Origin of the sequence: Stenotrophomonas africana (genome assembly GCF_013004645.1) — a bacterium.
In the GTDB taxonomy this organism is placed as follows: domain Bacteria; phylum Pseudomonadota; class Gammaproteobacteria; order Xanthomonadales; family Xanthomonadaceae; genus Stenotrophomonas; species Stenotrophomonas africana.
Genome location: NZ_JABEME010000013.1, coordinates 76257 through 90419, shown reverse-complemented (window position 1 = coordinate 90419; position 14163 = coordinate 76257). Strand labels below are relative to the sequence as shown.

Genomic DNA, 14163 nt, shown 5'->3' with positions numbered 1-14163 from the left:
GGTGTGGGTGGGCAGGACCGTTGGCGCCATGGATGGCGCCATCGAGCCCCCAGGGACGGGTTTACGGCGTGTCCTGCCCACCCACACCGCCCCGCCATCCCACGGAATGCACGCTGTTGCTGTTGCTCCGGCTCTTGCACTCGCTTCGGCAGGTGCAGGGCTGCAAGCCCTGCCGAACCCCCTCAAATGTCTGTGGGAGCCAGTCCGTACTGCTCGGCGAAGCGCTTGCTGAAACTCGCCGCAGACCGGTAGCCCGCGCGTGCGGCGACGGTCTTCAACGGCAGGTCGGTGGTATAGAGCAGCTGCATGCCATGCGCCAACCGTGCCTCGGTGAGCAGCTGGCGCAGGCTGGTGTCCTCGGCGGCGAGTCGACGGCGCAGGGTGGCGCCGCTCAGCGCGAACTGCTCTTCCACGTCGCGCGATTGCCAGTCGCGTGCCGGTTCGGCGGCGATGCGGTCGCGGATCTGTTCACCCAGGCTCGGAACCTGCGGCAGCAGCAGGTTGCCATGGCCCTGCCGGCACAGCGTCAGCACCAGTGAGGCCAGGGCCAATCGTGCTTCGCTGTAGCGGCCGTCCTGCAGCGATTGCCGCCACTGGCGCAGCACCGTGGCGTGTTCGATCAACGGCAACCGCGCCATCGACTGGCCGGGCGCGGGAAGTTCCTCGCTCCACAGCGTGCGTGCGGCTGCCAGCACCTCGGCACACAGTGGCACGATGGCACTGAGATAGCGGCCACTGCGTGGATCGGGGCTGTTGACCACATCGATGCGGCAACGCTGGGTCAGCAGCAGGATGTCGCCGGGAACGAACTCCAGCGACTGGTGTGCGGTACGCACCTGCTTGCGGCCTTCCAGCAGGATCGCGAACTGCGGTTGCGGAATCTCCACCGAGCTGGCGCCATGTTCGCGACGTGCGGTGATGCAGGCATAACCTTCGGCGCGTGCGCAGCCGGCCAGGCTGGCCATCTCGGCCAGCAGTGCGGTGGCCGGGGGCAGCATGGCGGTCATGTCACGTGCGCGCCGAGCAGGCGACCGACGCCGGCGGCCGCGGCCATCGCCAGTGCGCCCCAGAACATCACCCGGATCGCGCCGCGTACCGGCGGTGCGCCGCCGGCCCGAGCCGCCATCGCGCCGGTCAGGCACAGGCCGAGCAGGGTACTGGCCGTGGTCATCATCGCAACCTTGTCCACCGGCGCGAGCAGGGCGGTCAGCACCGGCAGTGCCGCGCCGCAGGTAAAGGCCCCGGCCGAGGCCAGTGCTGCCTGCAGCGGGCGCGCGCGCAGGGTATCGGTGATGCCCAGCTCGTCGCGTGCGTGGGCGCCCAGCGCATCGTGGGCGGTAAGCTGTTCGGCCACCTGCCGTGCCAGCGCAGGCTCCAGGCCGCGGTGGCGGTAGATCGCGGCCAGCTCTTCCAGCTCGCTGTGCGGATCTTCGTGCAGTTCGCGCTTTTCCATCGCCAGGTCGGCGTCTTCGGTGTCGGCCTGGGTCTGCACCGAGACATACTCGCCGGCGGCCATCGACATCGCGCCGGCCACGGTGCCGGCCACGCCGGTGGCCAGGATGGTCGCAGCCGAGGCGCCGCTGGCGGCCACGCCGACCACCAGGCCGGCCACCGAGACGATGCCATCGTTGGCGCCCAGCACGGCGGCACGCAGCCAGCCGACACGCTCGGAGCGGTGCAGTTCGGGGTGTCGTGAATGGCGGCTCATGGCCTTGAGTGTACGAGGGTCAAGAGGGCGTCGGTAGGATGCTGAAACCCGTCACCGTCGCATGACGCAACCGGTCGCCACGCTATAGTGCGCCCTTGCGATGGAAGGCCCCGGGCCCCACATCCCCCGCCACCGTCCAGCGAGCCCTCCCCTTGTCGAGCCCCAGCCACGTCGCCGATACACCCATTACCGACCGCTCGCAGCTGGTGGAGGTGCTCGCCTCCGGCGAGAAGCCCCGCGCGCAGTGGCGCATCGGCACCGAGCACGAGAAGTTCGGGTTCCGCCTGGATGACCTGCGCCCGCCGACCTTCGAAGGTGAGCGCGGCATCGAAGCCCTGCTCAACGGTCTGGTCCGCTTCGGCTGGGAGCCGGTGCAGGAAAACGGCAACACGATCGCCCTGCTGCGCGATGGCGCCTCGGTGACGCTGGAACCGGCCGGCCAGTTGGAACTGTCCGGCGCGGCGCTGGAAACCATCCACCAGACCTGCGTGGAGACCGGCACCCACCTCAATGAAGTGGCGCAGGTGGCCGGCGAACTGCAGCTGGGTTTCCTCGGCATGGGCTTCCAGCCGAAGTGGAAGCGCGATGAGATGCCGTGGATGCCGAAGGGCCGCTACAAGATCATGCGCGCGTACATGCCCAAGGTCGGCTCGCTCGGCCTGGACATGATGACCCGCACCTGCACGGTGCAGGTGAACCTGGACTACGCCACCGAAGCGGACATGGTGAAGAAGTTCCGCGTGTCGTTGGCGCTGCAACCGATCGCCACCGCGTTGTTCGCCGATTCGCCGTTCACCGAAGGCAAGCCGAACGGCTATCTGAGCTACCGCTCGCACATCTGGACCGACACCGATGCTGACCGCACCGGCATGCTCGACTTCGTGTTCGAGGATGGGTTCGGTTACGAACGCTATGTCGATTACCTGCTCGACGTACCGATGTATTTCTCCTACCGCGACGGCATCTACCACGACGCCAGCGGGCAGAGCTTCCGCGATTTCATGCAGGCCAGGCTGCCGGTGCTGCCGGGCGCGCTGCCGACGCTGCGCGACTGGTCGGACCACATGACCACTGCGTTCCCGGAAGTGCGCCTGAAGAAGTACCTGGAAATGCGCGGTGCCGATGGTGGCCCGTGGAGCCGCCTGTGTGCGCTGCCGGCGTTCTGGGTCGGCCTGCTGTACGACGACGCTGCGCTGGATGCCGCCTGGGACCTGGTGCGTGACTTCACCCTGGCCGAGCGCCATGCACTGCGCGACGGCGTGCCGAAGCATGCGATGAACCTGCCGTTCCGCAATGGCACCGTGCGTGATCTGGCCCGCGAAGCAGTGAAGATTTCCGTGGAAGGCCTCAAGCGCCGTGCGGCGCGCAATGCCGATGGCCAGGATGAAAGCAAGTTCCTGGATGTGCTGCAGGAGATCGTCGAGTCCGGCCTGACCCCGGCCGAACGCAAGCTGGCGCTGTTCCATGGCCGCTGGCACGGCGATGTGGATCCGGTCTTCCGCGAGTTCGCGTACTGAGTGGATTGCGGTAGTGCCGGCCGCTGGCCGGCAGCCTGGCAGGGTCGCCGGCCATGGCCGGCACTACCAGAAAAAAACCCCGGCATTGCCGGGGTTTTTTCGTTTCCACACCCGCCCTGGATCAGGCGGCGTTCTTCATCGTCGCCATGTCGATTACGAAGCGGTAGCGCACATCGTTCTTCGCCATGCGTTCCCAGGCTTCGTTGACGCTCTTGATGTCGATCATCTCGACATCGCTGACGATGCCGTGCTCGGCACAGAAGTCCATCATTTCCTGGGTTTCGGCCATGCCGCCGATCGCCGAGCCGGTCAGGTGCTTGCGGCCGAAGATCACGCTGCCGCCGGTCAGCGGCGGGTCCAGCTCGGTCAGCACGCCGACCAGGCACATGGTGGCCTCGCGCTTGAGCAGGCCCATGTACGGGTTGGTGTCATGGCCGACCGGGATGGTGTTGAGCAGGAAGTCGAAGCTGCCGGCGTGCGCCTTCATCTGCGCGGCATCGCGCGAGACCAGCACTTCGTCGGCGCCCAGGCGCTTGGCGTCGGCACCCTTTTCCGGCGTGGTGGTGATCATCACCACGTGCGCGCCGAGCGCCTTGGCGAACTTCACGCCCATGTGGCCAAGGCCACCGAGGCCGATCACGCCGACCTTCTGGCCCGGGCCGACCTTCCAGTGACGCAGCGGCGACCAGGTGGTGATGCCGGCGCACAGCAGCGGTGCGGCCGCCTTCAGGTCGAGGGTGTCGGATACCTTCACCACGAAGCGCTGCTCGACCACCACGTGATCGGAATAGCCGCCGTAGGTCGGCGCGCCGCTTTCGCGTTCACGGCCATTGTAGGTCCAGGTCGCGCCTTCGGCGCAGTACTGCTCCAGGTCGTGCTGGCAGGCGTCGCAGTGGCGGCAGGAATCGACCATGCAGCCGACACCGGCGTGGTCGCCCACCTTGAAGCGGGTAACGTTGCTGCCGACCTCGGTGACGCGGCCGATGATCTCGTGGCCCGGCACCATCGGGTAGATCGAGCCACCCCAGTCGTCGCGGGCCTGGTGCAGGTCGGAGTGGCAGATGCCGCTGTAGAGGATCTCGATACGCACATCGTCCGGGCCGACCGCGCGGCGTTCGAACTCGTACGGGATCAGCGGGTCGGTATGTGAATGGGCGGCGTAACCACGGGCGAGGGACATGGGGAATCCTTGGCAGGGTTTGTCGAAAGGCGTTTTACAATACGCCCCGTACCCAGCGGCAAGAAGCCCGGATATCGGCATGATTCATCAAGTGAAACTGCACAATCATGGCCACTGACAACCTCTCCCACCTGGCCGCGTTCGCGGCGGTCGCCCGCCACCGCAGCTTCCGCCGCGCCGGCGCCGAGCTGGCGCTGTCGACCTCGGCGGTGAGCTATGCGATCCGCGCGCTGGAAGAGCGCCTGGGCGTAGGCCTGTTCCATCGCACCACCCGCAGCGTGGCCCTGACCGAGGCCGGGCAGCGCCTGCTCGAGCGCCTGCAACCGGCACTGGGGCAGGTGCATGACGCGCTGGAGGAGATGAACCAGTTCCGCGCCGCACCGGCCGGGCTGTTGCGCATCAACGCCACCCGCGCCGCGGTGCCGACCCAGCTGGGGCCACGGCTGGCGCGCTTCCTGCGCGCCCATCCCGACGTGCGGGTGGAACTGACCGAGAACGATGGCCTGGTCGACATCGTTGCCGAGGGCTATGACGCCGGCGTGCGCCTGCACGAGTTCGTGCCCGAGGACATGGTGGCGGTGCCGATGGGGCCGCCGCTGCGCGGGCTGATTGTCGGCTCGCCGGACTACCTGCGGCGGCACCCCGCGCCACAGCATCCGCGCGATCTCGCCGCGCACGAATGCATCCGCTTCCGCTTCGCCAGCGGGCATCTGTACAAGTGGCAGTTCGAGCGTGGTGGGCAGGCGCTGGAGATCGATGTACCCGGGCGGCTGACCCTGTGCGAGCAGGGTACCGTGGTCAGAGCGGTACTCGATGGCATCGGCCTGGCCTACGTACTGGAAGACACCGCGCGACCGTACATCGAATCGGGGCAGATGGTGGCGGTGCTGGAAGACTGGAGCGAACCGTTCGCCGGTTTCGCGCTGTACTACCCGAAGCAGCGGCAGATGCCGGGTGCGCTGCGCGCGTTCGTGGATATGCTGCGCGAGTGAGGTGCTGCAGGCGTGCCGACCAACGGTCGGCACCCACCGGGGGCAGGCCATTGCCGACCAACGAATCGGGATCGGCCGGTAGATCCACGCCATGCGTGGATGGAGCAACCCTACGCCCCCTGCAACACCGGCCCCAACAACGCCAGGCACTCACGCAGGTGCGCGTCCACCGGCGCATCCTCGGCCACCACGCCGATCACGCGTTCGCGCAGTGGTTCGGCCACGGCCATCGCCAGCACTAGCCGCGCCATGCGCACCGGATCTCCATCGCGCAGCAGCCCGCGTTGTTGCTGTCGCGCCAGCCAGTCAGCCAGCAGCGCTCGGCCGCGTTCAATGCCGTTGTCCAGGTAGGCCTGCAGCAGCGCGTCCTTGCCGGGGAAATCGGTGGCCAGCAGGCGGAGCACCTGCACCGCCTGCGCCGACAGCGCCTGTGCGCACACCGCGTGCAGGATGTCCTGCAGCAACGGCAGCACCTCGTCGGTATTGCGCGCATCGCGCTGCAGTTGTGGCGCGAAGCCGTCGGTCCACTCACGCACCGCCAACCCGACCAGTTCCTCGCGGTTGCTGGCGTGGCGATACACCGTCTTCTTCGCCACCCCGGCGTGCGCCGCCACCGCTTCGATGGTGGTGGCCTCGTAACCCTGCGCCAGCAGCAGCTCCAGCGTGGCCTGCAGCACGGCGTGGCGGACTTCGGCTTCCGGTCGTGCAGGGCGGCCGCGACGGCGGGTCGGTGATGTGGGTTCGGGCAGGGTGGTGCTGTTCATTGCGCCCATCTTACCGCACCCATCCAATTGCGAAACGTTGTTCGTTTCCGTATTGTCAGTTCTCCCAACCCGTAGGACACCCCGATGGATACCGCTGTGAACGCTCGCGCCTGGCTGGATCACCACGATCTGCTGGACCCGGCGCCGATGCATCTGGAGACCGGCATCCAGCGCCGCGAAGACGGCACCCTGCTGGTGGCGGTGCGCACCGATCTGCACGGCTGCAAGGGCCGCATGCTGGACTGGTGGTTCACCTTCTTCGAGACCACCCAGCACATCCGCTGGTGGCATCCGGTCGATCATGTCGAGCATCGCGGCTGGGACGAGGCCTGGCAGCGCGGGCGCAGCTACCACGGCGCCAGCATCCATGCGGTGGAATCGCTGGCCGACATTCCACCGGTGGCGGCGCGCCTGAAGTTCCATGACCCGCGCACGTTGCTGGTGCCCGAGCGACTGCAGGCGGCACAGGATGCAGGCGATGTATCGGCGGTGATCGCCGCGCGCATCGGCTTCGGCGACCACGTCCGCCTGGATGCAAACGGTGACCCCTGCGACGGGCAGATGCTGCACGTGGCGCGCGATACGCCGTTTGGCTGCGTGCTGCGCAGCCGCTTCGTGCTCGGCCTGGACAGCACCGATCCGCACCGCGATGCCGGCGATGCGGTCGGGCTGGGCCTGCTCAAGCACTGCTACACCGAGTTCAGCTTCCTCTCGCGCCTGCTGCCGTCGCTGTACTACGGCGAGCGTGCCAACGGCGAAGCGGTGCCGTTGCCGTGGTGAGTGGTGCAATGGTCATTCGATCAGCACGTCGTAGCCTTCGCTACTGAACTGGATCAGGCAGAAGCCATGGCCGAACGGATCGGCCAGCACGGCGATGCACCCCCAGCGACGCTCGCGCACGGACTGCTCGAGTGTCGCCCCGGCCGCAACCGCACGTGCCACTGCAGCTTCGATGTCATCCACCACCCAGTCCAGGTGCAGCGGCGTCCAATGGCGCTCGTAGTCGCGTACGTCGCCATCTTCAGTGGCGATGCTGCCGGCCTCGTTCTGCAGCAGGTACAGCAGCGTGGGCCCGCCGAGCAGTTCCACGGCCTCCGGCCCGAGACGGCGGCCGACGCGCAGGCCGAAGGCTTCGGTGTAGAAGGTTTCAGCGGCAGCGAGATCGGGCACGTCGAGGTTGACGATGAACGAAGCGGTGACGGAGTTCATGGGGACTTTCGTCATGTTGTTGGGCACGGATGGACGCTCTAGGATCGAACTGTAGTTCAGGATCGGAGTGCCCTCCGTCGTTGCGACCGGTGGCCTCGTTGCCAGGGAGGATTCCATGCGGGATCTGGAAGTGGAAGCGCGCGTACGCAAGCTTGAGCAGCGGGCAGGCCGATGGCGCTGGCTGCTGGTGGCAACGCCCATCCTGTTGGTATCGACCGTGCTGGCCGCTCGCGGTTTTGCCAGCCCTGAGGCCGGCATCGTTCCGGAGATTCGCACCCAGCGCCTGATCGTGCTTGATCACGAAGGACGCAAGCGCGTGGAAATCGGCGAGGACGCGCCGGACCTGGACATCAAGCGCAACGCCCGGGTGGCGGGGTTGATCATCTTCGATGGCAATGAACAGGAGCGCGGAGGCATGGTCACCGCCGACGATGGCAGTGCCACGGTTGCCTTGGATGCACCGCGCGGCGTTGGCTATCGCGTGTCTGATCGCGCCGGGATGAAGGTGGGAGCGGACGGTTCGGCACTCATTGGTGTCCTCTCCAACGCCGGAGGCTTTGCCGCCAGGCTGGTCGCGCAGGGCGCGGAAGGACAGCTGGAGCTGATCCGCGTGGACGCCGCCGAAGGTGGAGCATCCACCCGTGTGATCCACGTGGAAGCGGATAGCAAGTAACGGAGCAACCACAGACTCAAACAGGGAGCGCAACATGCATGAGCAGGATATAGCCGTACGCTTGGAACGCCTGGAGCACAGGCTGCGCCACAGGAATCTGCTTGCTGCCTCGATGTTCGCGCTGGGCGCATCGTTGGCCCTGATCGGGACCAGCGTGGCTACGCCCGACGCCGGCGTGGCGCCGGAGATCCGCACCTATAAGCTGACCGTGCTCGACAGTGAAGGGCGCACGCGCGTGCAGATTGCCGAGGATGCCAGTGACATTGCCCGCAACTCACGCGCAACGGGCATGACCATCTACGACGCGAAGGGCGATGAGCGCGGTGGCATCGGCACCATGGCCAATGGCAGCGCGGTAATGGCGTTGAATGCGCCGGTTGGCGTGGGATACAAGGTTCGCGATCGGGCGGGCATGAGAGTCGCGCCCGATGGCACCGCCGTGATCACAGCACTGTCCAACGAGGGCAGCTTTGCCGCCAGCCTGGTGGCGCAGGGCAACCAGGGGCGGCTGGAGCTGAGTCGGAAGGACTCGGCCAGGGGCGAGATCAGCACCCGTGTGCTGACCTTTGATTCGGACTCGACCAAGGTGGAGAAGGCGCCGTGATGCGTTTCGCAGCGAGAGTTGCATCGCATCCATGCATGGCGTGGATCTACTGTGCGCGCGGGTAATCGACGTAGCCGGCCTCGCCGCCACCGTAATAGGTGCTGCGGTCGGGCGTGGCCAGCGCGTCGTCACGTTGCAGGCGCTCGACCAGATCCGGGTTGGCGATGAACGGCTGGCCGAACGCGGCCAGGTCGATGGTGCCCGCTTCAACCAGCTGCAGGGCGCGTTCGCGGGTCATGCCACCTGCCAGGATGACGGTGCCACCGTAGGCCTGCTTGAACTGCTGCAGGAAGGCCTCGCCCAGCACTGACTGCCCCGCCTGCAGGTTATCGTTGAGGTGCACATAGGCCAGCCCACGCTTGCCCAGTTCCTTGGCCAGGTACAGATAGGTGGCTTCGTTGTCGGGGTAGAACGGCATGTCGAAGGTGAGGTTGTTCGGTGCCAGGCGCACGCCGACGCGCTGCGCACCAATGCGCTGGGCTGTCGCGTCGACGGTCTCCAGGATCAAGCGCGCACGATTGGGCAGCGAGCCGCCGTAGCGATCATCACGCTGGTTGATGAGCGGGTTGAGGAACTGCTCGAACAGGTAGCCGTTGGCGGCATGCAGTTCGATGCCGTCGAAGCCGGCGGCGATCGCGTTGTCGGCACCCCGTGCGAAGTCGGCGATGATGCCGGGAATCTCCGCGGTCTCCAGTGCGCGCGCCGGGGTGGGATCGGCGTGGCCACGGCTGCCATCGTCCAGGTAGACGAACGAGGTGTTCTTCGGTGCGCTGGCTACCGGGCGGGTACCGGCGCTGACCGGTTGCCCACCGTCGGGCTGCAGCGAGGCATGCGACATGCGGCCGACGTGCCAGAGCTGGGCGAAGATCGTGCCCTGTGCGGCATGCACCGCTTCGGTGACACGCTTCCACCCGGCCACCTGCTCGGCCGACCAGATGCCCGGCACGTCGATGTAGCCCTGGCCCTGCGGCGAAACCGGCGTGCCTTCGCTGATGATCAGGCCGGCGCTGGCGCGCTGCCGGTAGTACTGCGCGGTGAGTTCGTTGGCGACCGCTCCGGGGTTGCGGGCACGGGTCATCGGCGCCATCGCGATGCGGTTGCGCAGGGCGGTGCCTGCAAGGTCGAAGGGGCGGAACAGGGCGGCGGTCATGTCGGTCATCTCGGTGCGGGGGAAGGCGCCAGCGGCGCGATGCACACAGGATGGAGTTGACATGCAGGCGCATAAAGCGCTTCGATTTCCCCGGGTGCGGGACTATTTGTCCCCAATGGAGCGCGATGGATGCTGCCGCTGGAATCGTTGAATGGCCTGGTCACGTTCGTCACCACGGCCCGCTCGGGCAGCTTCACCGAAGCCGCCGACGCGCTGGGCATCTCACGCTCGGCGGTGGGCAAGGCCATCGCCCGGCTGGAAACACGGCTGGGGGTCCGCCTGTTCCACCGCACCACGCGGCGTATTGCGCTGACCACCGACGGCGAGGCGTACTACGCGTCGTGTGCGGCGGCGCTGGAAGAAATCTCTGCCGCCGAGGCTTGCCTGGGATCGGCCGGCCTGCCCAGCGGACGGCTGCGCATCGACATGCCGTCCTCGTTCGGGCGGCTGGTGGTACTGCCGGTGCTGTTGCGGCTGTGCCGGCAGTACCCGGACCTGCAGTTGACGATGACCTTCACCGATCATTTCGTCGATCCCGTCGAGGAAGGCATCGACCTGCTGATCCGCTTCGGCGGGCTGCACCAGGCCGAGCATCTGGTGGCGCGGCGGCTGGGGCGCCAGCGACTGGTCACCTGCGCATCGCCGGAGTACCTGCAGGCGCACGGCGTGCCGGCTACCGTGGAGGAACTGGCGCAGCATCGCAGCATCGTCGGCTTTCGCCACGGCCAGCCGGTGGCGTGGCGGGTCGGCAGCGATGATGCGGAAGGGACGTTCATCCCGAACGCCAGCTACCAGCTCAACGACGGCGATGCGGTGATCGATGCGGCCATCGCAGGACTGGGCATCTGCCAGATGCCGGAGTCACTGGTGCGCCGGCACCTGGAATCCGGCGCGCTGCAGTCGGTGCTGGACACGCACATGCAACGGCACATCGACATCCACGCGCTGTGGCCGCCGACGCGCCACCTGCGGCCCAAGGTGCGCTACGTGGTGGATGAACTGACTCGGCTGGCGGCTCAGGGCCTGTTTGACTGAGCGTACGGCATCAGTAGGCGACGATCCGGACGGACGTGTCTTCGCCTTCCTGAAGTGCTTCAAACACCTCTGCCAGAAGCGCAATCAGATCGCGCCCATGTGAGGTGACGAAGTAGGTCGCCAGGCTGTCGATGTCGCCAGCGATATCGTCTCCCCACGGTGGACGCTGGGTTCGATCCTCGAACGACCATATGACACGGGCTGGCGCAAGCTCGGCCAGCTCTCGGCGGACCATATGTAGTTCGGCCAGCGCGGCGGCAGCATCTGATTGCTGCAGTCTGCCGGCGTATAGCTGATTCAAGAGGATGGGGAATCGACTGCCCCAGCCATTCGGCTCCAGGTTGCCGGATATGGTCGAGAAGAAGGCATAGAGAAACGCACCACTACCGATCTCATCGGTGATGCGCCCGAGTTGGATGCCAACACCCATTGCTTGGTTCCTGATTCTGCCGACCCTACAGCATGCCCGATGCGTTAACGGTAGAAGCGCAATTGCTGTAAATGATTGATATGAATGGATTCAACGGCACTGTTGCGGAGGCGGGAGATGCCATCTCCGTCACTCTGCCAATACGCGTGTATACTATCCCCCAGTATAGTTCCGAGGTGGCCTCTCCATGCCGCACTCCCCCGAAGAAAAGAAAAAGGTCCTGGCCCGCGTGCGCCGCATCCGCGGCCAGTGCGATGCGCTGGACCGCGCGCTGGAAGCCGGTGCCGACTGCGGGCCGGTGCTGCAGCAGATCGCCGCCATCCGTGGCGCGGTCAACGGCCTGATGTCCGAGGTGATGGAGGCCCATCTGCGCGAGGAGTTCGGCCAGCCTGCGGCCTCCGATGAACAACGCGCCGAACGCGTGCGCGACATGAGCGCGTTGATCCGCTCTTACCTGAAATAAACGATGGCGCAACATGGCGCCGCCCATCCTGTCATTGCCTGTCTTTGGAGAAACCACCATGAAGTCCCGTGCCGCCGTCGCCTTTGGTCCCGGCCAGCCGCTGAAGATCGTCGAGATCGACGTCGCCCCGCCGAAGAAGGGCGAAGTGCTGGTCAAGATCACCCACACCGGTGTCTGCCACACCGATGCGTTCACCCTGTCCGGCGATGATCCGGAAGGCCTGTTCCCGGTGGTGCTGGGCCATGAAGGCGCCGGCGTCGTGGTGGAGGTGGGCGAGGGCGTGACCAGCGTCAAGCCCGGCGACCACGTGATTCCGCTGTACACCGCCGAGTGCGGCGAGTGCCTGTTCTGCAAGAGCGGCAAGACCAACCTGTGCGTTTCGGTGCGCGCTACCCAGGGCAAGGGCGTGATGCCGGATGGCACCAGCCGCTTCAGCTACAACGGCGAGCCGCTGTACCACTACATGGGCTGCTCGACCTTCAGCGAGTACACCGTCGTTGCCGAGGTCTCGCTGGCCAAGATCAATCCGGACGCCAACCCGGAACACGTCTGCCTGCTCGGCTGCGGCGTCACCACTGGCATCGGCGCGGTGCACAACACCGCCAAGGTGCAGGAAGGTGACAGCGTGGCGGTGTTCGGCCTCGGTGGCATCGGCCTGGCGGTGATCCAGGGTGCGCGCCAGGCCAAGGCCGGCCGCATCATCGCGGTGGACACCAACCCGTCCAAGTTCGAGCTGGCGCGCGAATTCGGCGCCACCGACTGCATCAACCCGAAAGACTTCGACAAGCCGATCCAGCAGGTCATCGTTGAAATGACCACCTGGGGCGTGGACCACAGCTTCGAGTGCATCGGCAACGTCAACGTGATGCGCGCGGCGCTGGAATGCGCCCACCGTGGTTGGGGCCAGAGCGTGGTGATCGGCGTGGCCGGTTCGGGCCAGGAGATCTCCACCCGTCCGTTCCAGCTGGTGACCGGCCGCAAGTGGATGGGCACGGCCTTCGGTGGCGTGAAGGGCCGCAGCCAGCTGCCGGGCATGGTCGAGGACGCGATGAAGGGCGATATCGAACTGGCCCCGTTCGTCACCCACACCATGGACCTGGACAAGATCAACGACGCCTTCGACCTGATGCACGAAGGCAAGTCGATCCGTTCGGTGGTCCATTACTGAGGCGCGGCGTGGGCTGGTTCGATGCCGTGAGCAGGCCGCGTGCAGAGGATCCGCGCGCGGCCCTGGTGGCGCCGATCGAGCAAGCGCTGCGTGCGCTGGGCTGGGTCGAGGGCGACGTGGGTCCGCCGCGCGCGGTGGACTCACCCTTCGGCATCGATGAAATGCCGTTCGAGCATTGGCTGGCGCAGGTGTTCCTGCCGCGCCTGCACGAAGCCCGCGCTGATGGCCAATGGCCACCGCGCAGTGACGTGGCGGTGGCGGCGTACCGCAACCTGGACGGCCAGCCCGGTGTCGAACCGCTTCTGCGCCTGCTGTCGCAGCTGGATGAACTGATCAATACACGCGCCGGCTGAGGCTGGTGCGCAGGAGAGCCCCATGGAACGCATTGAACACCGCGCCTGTTTCGGTGGCTGGCAGGACGTTTACCGCCATCATTCGACCACGCTGGGCTGCGACATGCAGTTCGCCGTGTACCTGCCGCCGCAGGCGGAAACACAGAAGCTGCCGGTGCTGTACTGGCTGAGCGGCCTGACCTGCACCGAGCAGAACTTCATCACCAAGGCCGGCGCACAGCGCTACGCCGCCGAACACGGTGTGATCATCGTTGCGCCTGATACCAGCCCACGCGGTGATGACGTGTCCGATGCCGAAGGCTACGACATCGGCAAGGGTGCCGGGTTCTACCTCAATGCCACCCGTGCACCGTGGGCGAAGCACTACCGCATGCACGACTATGTGGCGCAGGAACTGCCGGCGCTGATCGAGGCGAATTTCCCGGCCACCGATGCGCGTGGCATCAGCGGCCATTCGATGGGCGGCCATGGTGCGCTGGTGATCGCGCTGCGCAACCCGGGGCGCTACCGCAGCGTGTCGGCGTTCTCGCCGATCGTTGCACCCAGCCACGTGCCGTGGGGCCAGAAGGCATTCACTGCCTATCTGGGTGACAACCCGGCCGACTGGGCGCAATGGGACGCCTGCGAACTGATTGCCGCGGCCAGCGAGCGGCTGCCGTTGCTGGTCGACCAGGGCGAGGCGGACGAATTCCTGCAGACCCAGCTGCAGCCGCAGCGCCTGCAGCAGGCCTGTGATGCCGCCGGCCATCCACTGACCCTGCGCCTGCAGCCCGGTTACGACCACAGCTACTACTTCATCGCCAGCTTCATTGGCGAGCATATCGCTCACCACGCCCGCACCCTGCACGGCTGAGCGCCCCGGGAAAAGGGGGACGGAGGGGATTAAGTCGTCTGCGGCACAGCGGCAAATGCGACTT

17 protein-coding genes are annotated in these 14163 nt (G+C 66.6%); 10 read left to right on the top strand and 7 right to left on the bottom strand.

Features of this window, described 5'->3' with window-relative positions:
- Positions 1 to 182: 182 nt before the first annotated feature.
- Together HLA98_RS18510 and HLA98_RS18505 are read right to left on the bottom strand one after the other, a co-directional pair.
- The gene (locus HLA98_RS18510; protein ID WP_057500527.1) at positions 183 to 1007 is read right to left on the bottom strand and encodes a helix-turn-helix transcriptional regulator; all 825 of its coding nucleotides are present in this window, start codon (positions 1005 to 1007) and stop codon (positions 183 to 185) included.
- Positions 1004 to 1708, bottom strand: a complete 705-nt coding sequence (locus HLA98_RS18505) for a VIT1/CCC1 transporter family protein (protein ID WP_049448864.1) — start codon at positions 1706 to 1708, stop codon at positions 1004 to 1006. The genes HLA98_RS18510 and HLA98_RS18505 overlap by 4 nt, the downstream gene beginning before the upstream one ends.
- Before the next feature lie 152 nt (positions 1709 to 1860).
- Between HLA98_RS18505 and HLA98_RS18500 the strand changes: the two genes are divergently transcribed.
- On the top strand, positions 1861 to 3225 hold the full coding sequence (locus tag HLA98_RS18500) for a glutamate--cysteine ligase (protein ID WP_057500528.1): 1365 nt from the start codon (positions 1861 to 1863) through the stop codon (positions 3223 to 3225).
- Positions 3226 to 3346: 121 nt separating this feature from the next.
- Here the strand turns inward: HLA98_RS18500 and HLA98_RS18495 are convergent, their stop codons facing one another.
- The gene (locus HLA98_RS18495; RefSeq protein ID WP_057500529.1) at positions 3347 to 4405 is read right to left on the bottom strand and encodes an NAD(P)-dependent alcohol dehydrogenase; all 1059 of its coding nucleotides are present in this window, start codon (positions 4403 to 4405) and stop codon (positions 3347 to 3349) included.
- A 107-nt stretch (positions 4406 to 4512) separates the two neighbouring features.
- Here HLA98_RS18495 and HLA98_RS18490 point away from each other — a divergent pair, with 107 nt between their 5' ends.
- Positions 4513 to 5397 carry a LysR family transcriptional regulator gene (locus tag HLA98_RS18490; protein WP_057500530.1) on the top strand — a complete coding sequence of 295 codons (885 nt, stop codon included), beginning with the start codon at positions 4513 to 4515 and terminating at the stop codon, positions 5395 to 5397.
- A gap of 110 nt (positions 5398 to 5507) precedes the next feature.
- Here HLA98_RS18490 and HLA98_RS18485 read toward each other — a convergent pair whose 3' ends face one another.
- Entirely contained in the window at positions 5508 to 6170 is a 663-nt protein-coding gene (locus HLA98_RS18485) for a TetR/AcrR family transcriptional regulator (protein WP_057500531.1), read from the bottom strand.
- 75 nt (positions 6171 to 6245) lie between these two features.
- Between HLA98_RS18485 and HLA98_RS18480 the strand changes: the two genes are divergently transcribed.
- Complete coding sequence (locus tag HLA98_RS18480) at positions 6246 to 6941, top strand: DAPG hydrolase family protein (RefSeq protein ID WP_057500532.1); 696 nt, start codon at positions 6246 to 6248, stop codon at positions 6939 to 6941.
- Positions 6942 to 6953: 12 nt separating this feature from the next.
- On the opposite strand, the gene HLA98_RS18475 is transcribed toward HLA98_RS18480, so the two are convergent.
- Positions 6954 to 7370, bottom strand: a complete 417-nt coding sequence (locus HLA98_RS18475; protein WP_057500533.1) for a VOC family protein — start codon at positions 7368 to 7370, stop codon at positions 6954 to 6956.
- A 115-nt stretch (positions 7371 to 7485) separates the two neighbouring features.
- On the opposite strand from HLA98_RS18475, the gene HLA98_RS18470 reads away from it, so the two are divergent.
- Positions 7486 to 8043 (top strand): hypothetical protein, encoded by a 558-nt coding sequence (locus HLA98_RS18470; protein WP_057500534.1) that lies wholly within the window; start codon positions 7486 to 7488, stop codon positions 8041 to 8043.
- Between the two features lie 34 nt (positions 8044 to 8077).
- The gene (locus HLA98_RS18465; RefSeq protein WP_129550636.1) at positions 8078 to 8647 is read left to right on the top strand and encodes a hypothetical protein; all 570 of its coding nucleotides are present in this window, start codon (positions 8078 to 8080) and stop codon (positions 8645 to 8647) included.
- A 46-nt stretch (positions 8648 to 8693) separates the two neighbouring features.
- On the opposite strand, the gene HLA98_RS18460 is transcribed toward HLA98_RS18465, so the two are convergent.
- Positions 8694 to 9797, bottom strand: coding sequence for an alkene reductase (locus HLA98_RS18460; protein ID WP_057500560.1), 1104 nt, complete (start codon positions 9795 to 9797; stop codon positions 8694 to 8696).
- 129 nt (positions 9798 to 9926) lie between these two features.
- Between HLA98_RS18460 and HLA98_RS18455 the strand changes: the two genes are divergently transcribed.
- On the top strand, positions 9927 to 10832 hold the full coding sequence (locus HLA98_RS18455; RefSeq protein ID WP_057500536.1) for a LysR family transcriptional regulator: 906 nt from the start codon (positions 9927 to 9929) through the stop codon (positions 10830 to 10832).
- A gap of 10 nt (positions 10833 to 10842) precedes the next feature.
- Here the strand turns inward: HLA98_RS18455 and HLA98_RS18450 are convergent, their stop codons facing one another.
- Positions 10843 to 11262: an Imm70 family immunity protein gene (locus HLA98_RS18450; protein ID WP_057500537.1), complete on the bottom strand. Its 420-nt coding sequence runs from the start codon at positions 11260 to 11262 to the stop codon at positions 10843 to 10845.
- A gap of 187 nt (positions 11263 to 11449) precedes the next feature.
- Here HLA98_RS18450 and frmR point away from each other — a divergent pair, with 187 nt between their 5' ends.
- Genes frmR through fghA form a run of 4 tightly spaced genes read left to right on the top strand, consistent with a single transcriptional unit; the run spans position 11450 to position 14099 of the window.
- The gene (gene frmR / locus HLA98_RS18445; RefSeq protein ID WP_005411009.1) at positions 11450 to 11725 is read left to right on the top strand and encodes a formaldehyde-responsive transcriptional repressor FrmR; all 276 of its coding nucleotides are present in this window, start codon (positions 11450 to 11452) and stop codon (positions 11723 to 11725) included.
- 58 nt (positions 11726 to 11783) lie between these two features.
- Positions 11784 to 12893 (top strand): S-(hydroxymethyl)glutathione dehydrogenase/class III alcohol dehydrogenase, encoded by a 1110-nt coding sequence (locus tag HLA98_RS18440; protein WP_049448843.1) that lies wholly within the window; start codon positions 11784 to 11786, stop codon positions 12891 to 12893.
- An 8-nt stretch (positions 12894 to 12901) separates the two neighbouring features.
- Positions 12902 to 13246, top strand: a complete 345-nt coding sequence (locus tag HLA98_RS18435; RefSeq protein ID WP_057500538.1) for a YqcC family protein — start codon at positions 12902 to 12904, stop codon at positions 13244 to 13246.
- A gap of 22 nt (positions 13247 to 13268) precedes the next feature.
- Positions 13269 to 14099 (top strand): S-formylglutathione hydrolase, encoded by an 831-nt coding sequence (fghA, locus tag HLA98_RS18430; protein WP_057500539.1) that lies wholly within the window; start codon positions 13269 to 13271, stop codon positions 14097 to 14099.
- Positions 14100 to 14163 lie beyond the last annotated feature (64 nt).

Bases quoted from the DNA above. Each gene is read 5' to 3' on its own strand.
- HLA98_RS18510 (WP_057500527.1), bottom strand. From the start codon at position 1,007: ATGACCGCCATGCTGCCCCCGGCCACCGCACTGCTGGCCGAGATGGCC.
- HLA98_RS18485 (WP_057500531.1), bottom strand. From the start codon at position 6,170: ATGGGCGCAATGAACAGCACCACCCTGCCCGAACCCACATCACCGACC.
- HLA98_RS18480 (WP_057500532.1), top strand. From the start codon at position 6,246: ATGGATACCGCTGTGAACGCTCGCGCCTGGCTGGATCACCACGATCTG.
- frmR (WP_005411009.1), top strand. From the start codon at position 11,450: ATGCCGCACTCCCCCGAAGAAAAGAAAAAGGTCCTGGCCCGCGTGCGC.
- fghA (WP_057500539.1), top strand. From the start codon at position 13,269: ATGGAACGCATTGAACACCGCGCCTGTTTCGGTGGCTGGCAGGACGTT.
- HLA98_RS18470 (WP_057500534.1), top strand. From the start codon at position 7,486: ATGCGGGATCTGGAAGTGGAAGCGCGCGTACGCAAGCTTGAGCAGCGG.
- HLA98_RS18460 (WP_057500560.1), bottom strand. From the start codon at position 9,797: ATGACCGCCGCCCTGTTCCGCCCCTTCGACCTTGCAGGCACCGCCCTG.
- HLA98_RS18505 (WP_049448864.1), bottom strand. From the start codon at position 1,708: ATGAGCCGCCATTCACGACACCCCGAACTGCACCGCTCCGAGCGTGTC.
- HLA98_RS18495 (WP_057500529.1), bottom strand. From the start codon at position 4,405: ATGTCCCTCGCCCGTGGTTACGCCGCCCATTCACATACCGACCCGCTG.
- HLA98_RS18490 (WP_057500530.1), top strand. From the start codon at position 4,513: ATGGCCACTGACAACCTCTCCCACCTGGCCGCGTTCGCGGCGGTCGCC.
- HLA98_RS18465 (WP_129550636.1), top strand. From the start codon at position 8,078: ATGCATGAGCAGGATATAGCCGTACGCTTGGAACGCCTGGAGCACAGG.
- HLA98_RS18440 (WP_049448843.1), top strand. From the start codon at position 11,784: ATGAAGTCCCGTGCCGCCGTCGCCTTTGGTCCCGGCCAGCCGCTGAAG.
- HLA98_RS18455 (WP_057500536.1), top strand. From the start codon at position 9,927: ATGCTGCCGCTGGAATCGTTGAATGGCCTGGTCACGTTCGTCACCACG.
- HLA98_RS18450 (WP_057500537.1), bottom strand. From the start codon at position 11,262: ATGGGTGTTGGCATCCAACTCGGGCGCATCACCGATGAGATCGGTAGT.
- HLA98_RS18475 (WP_057500533.1), bottom strand. From the start codon at position 7,370: ATGAACTCCGTCACCGCTTCGTTCATCGTCAACCTCGACGTGCCCGAT.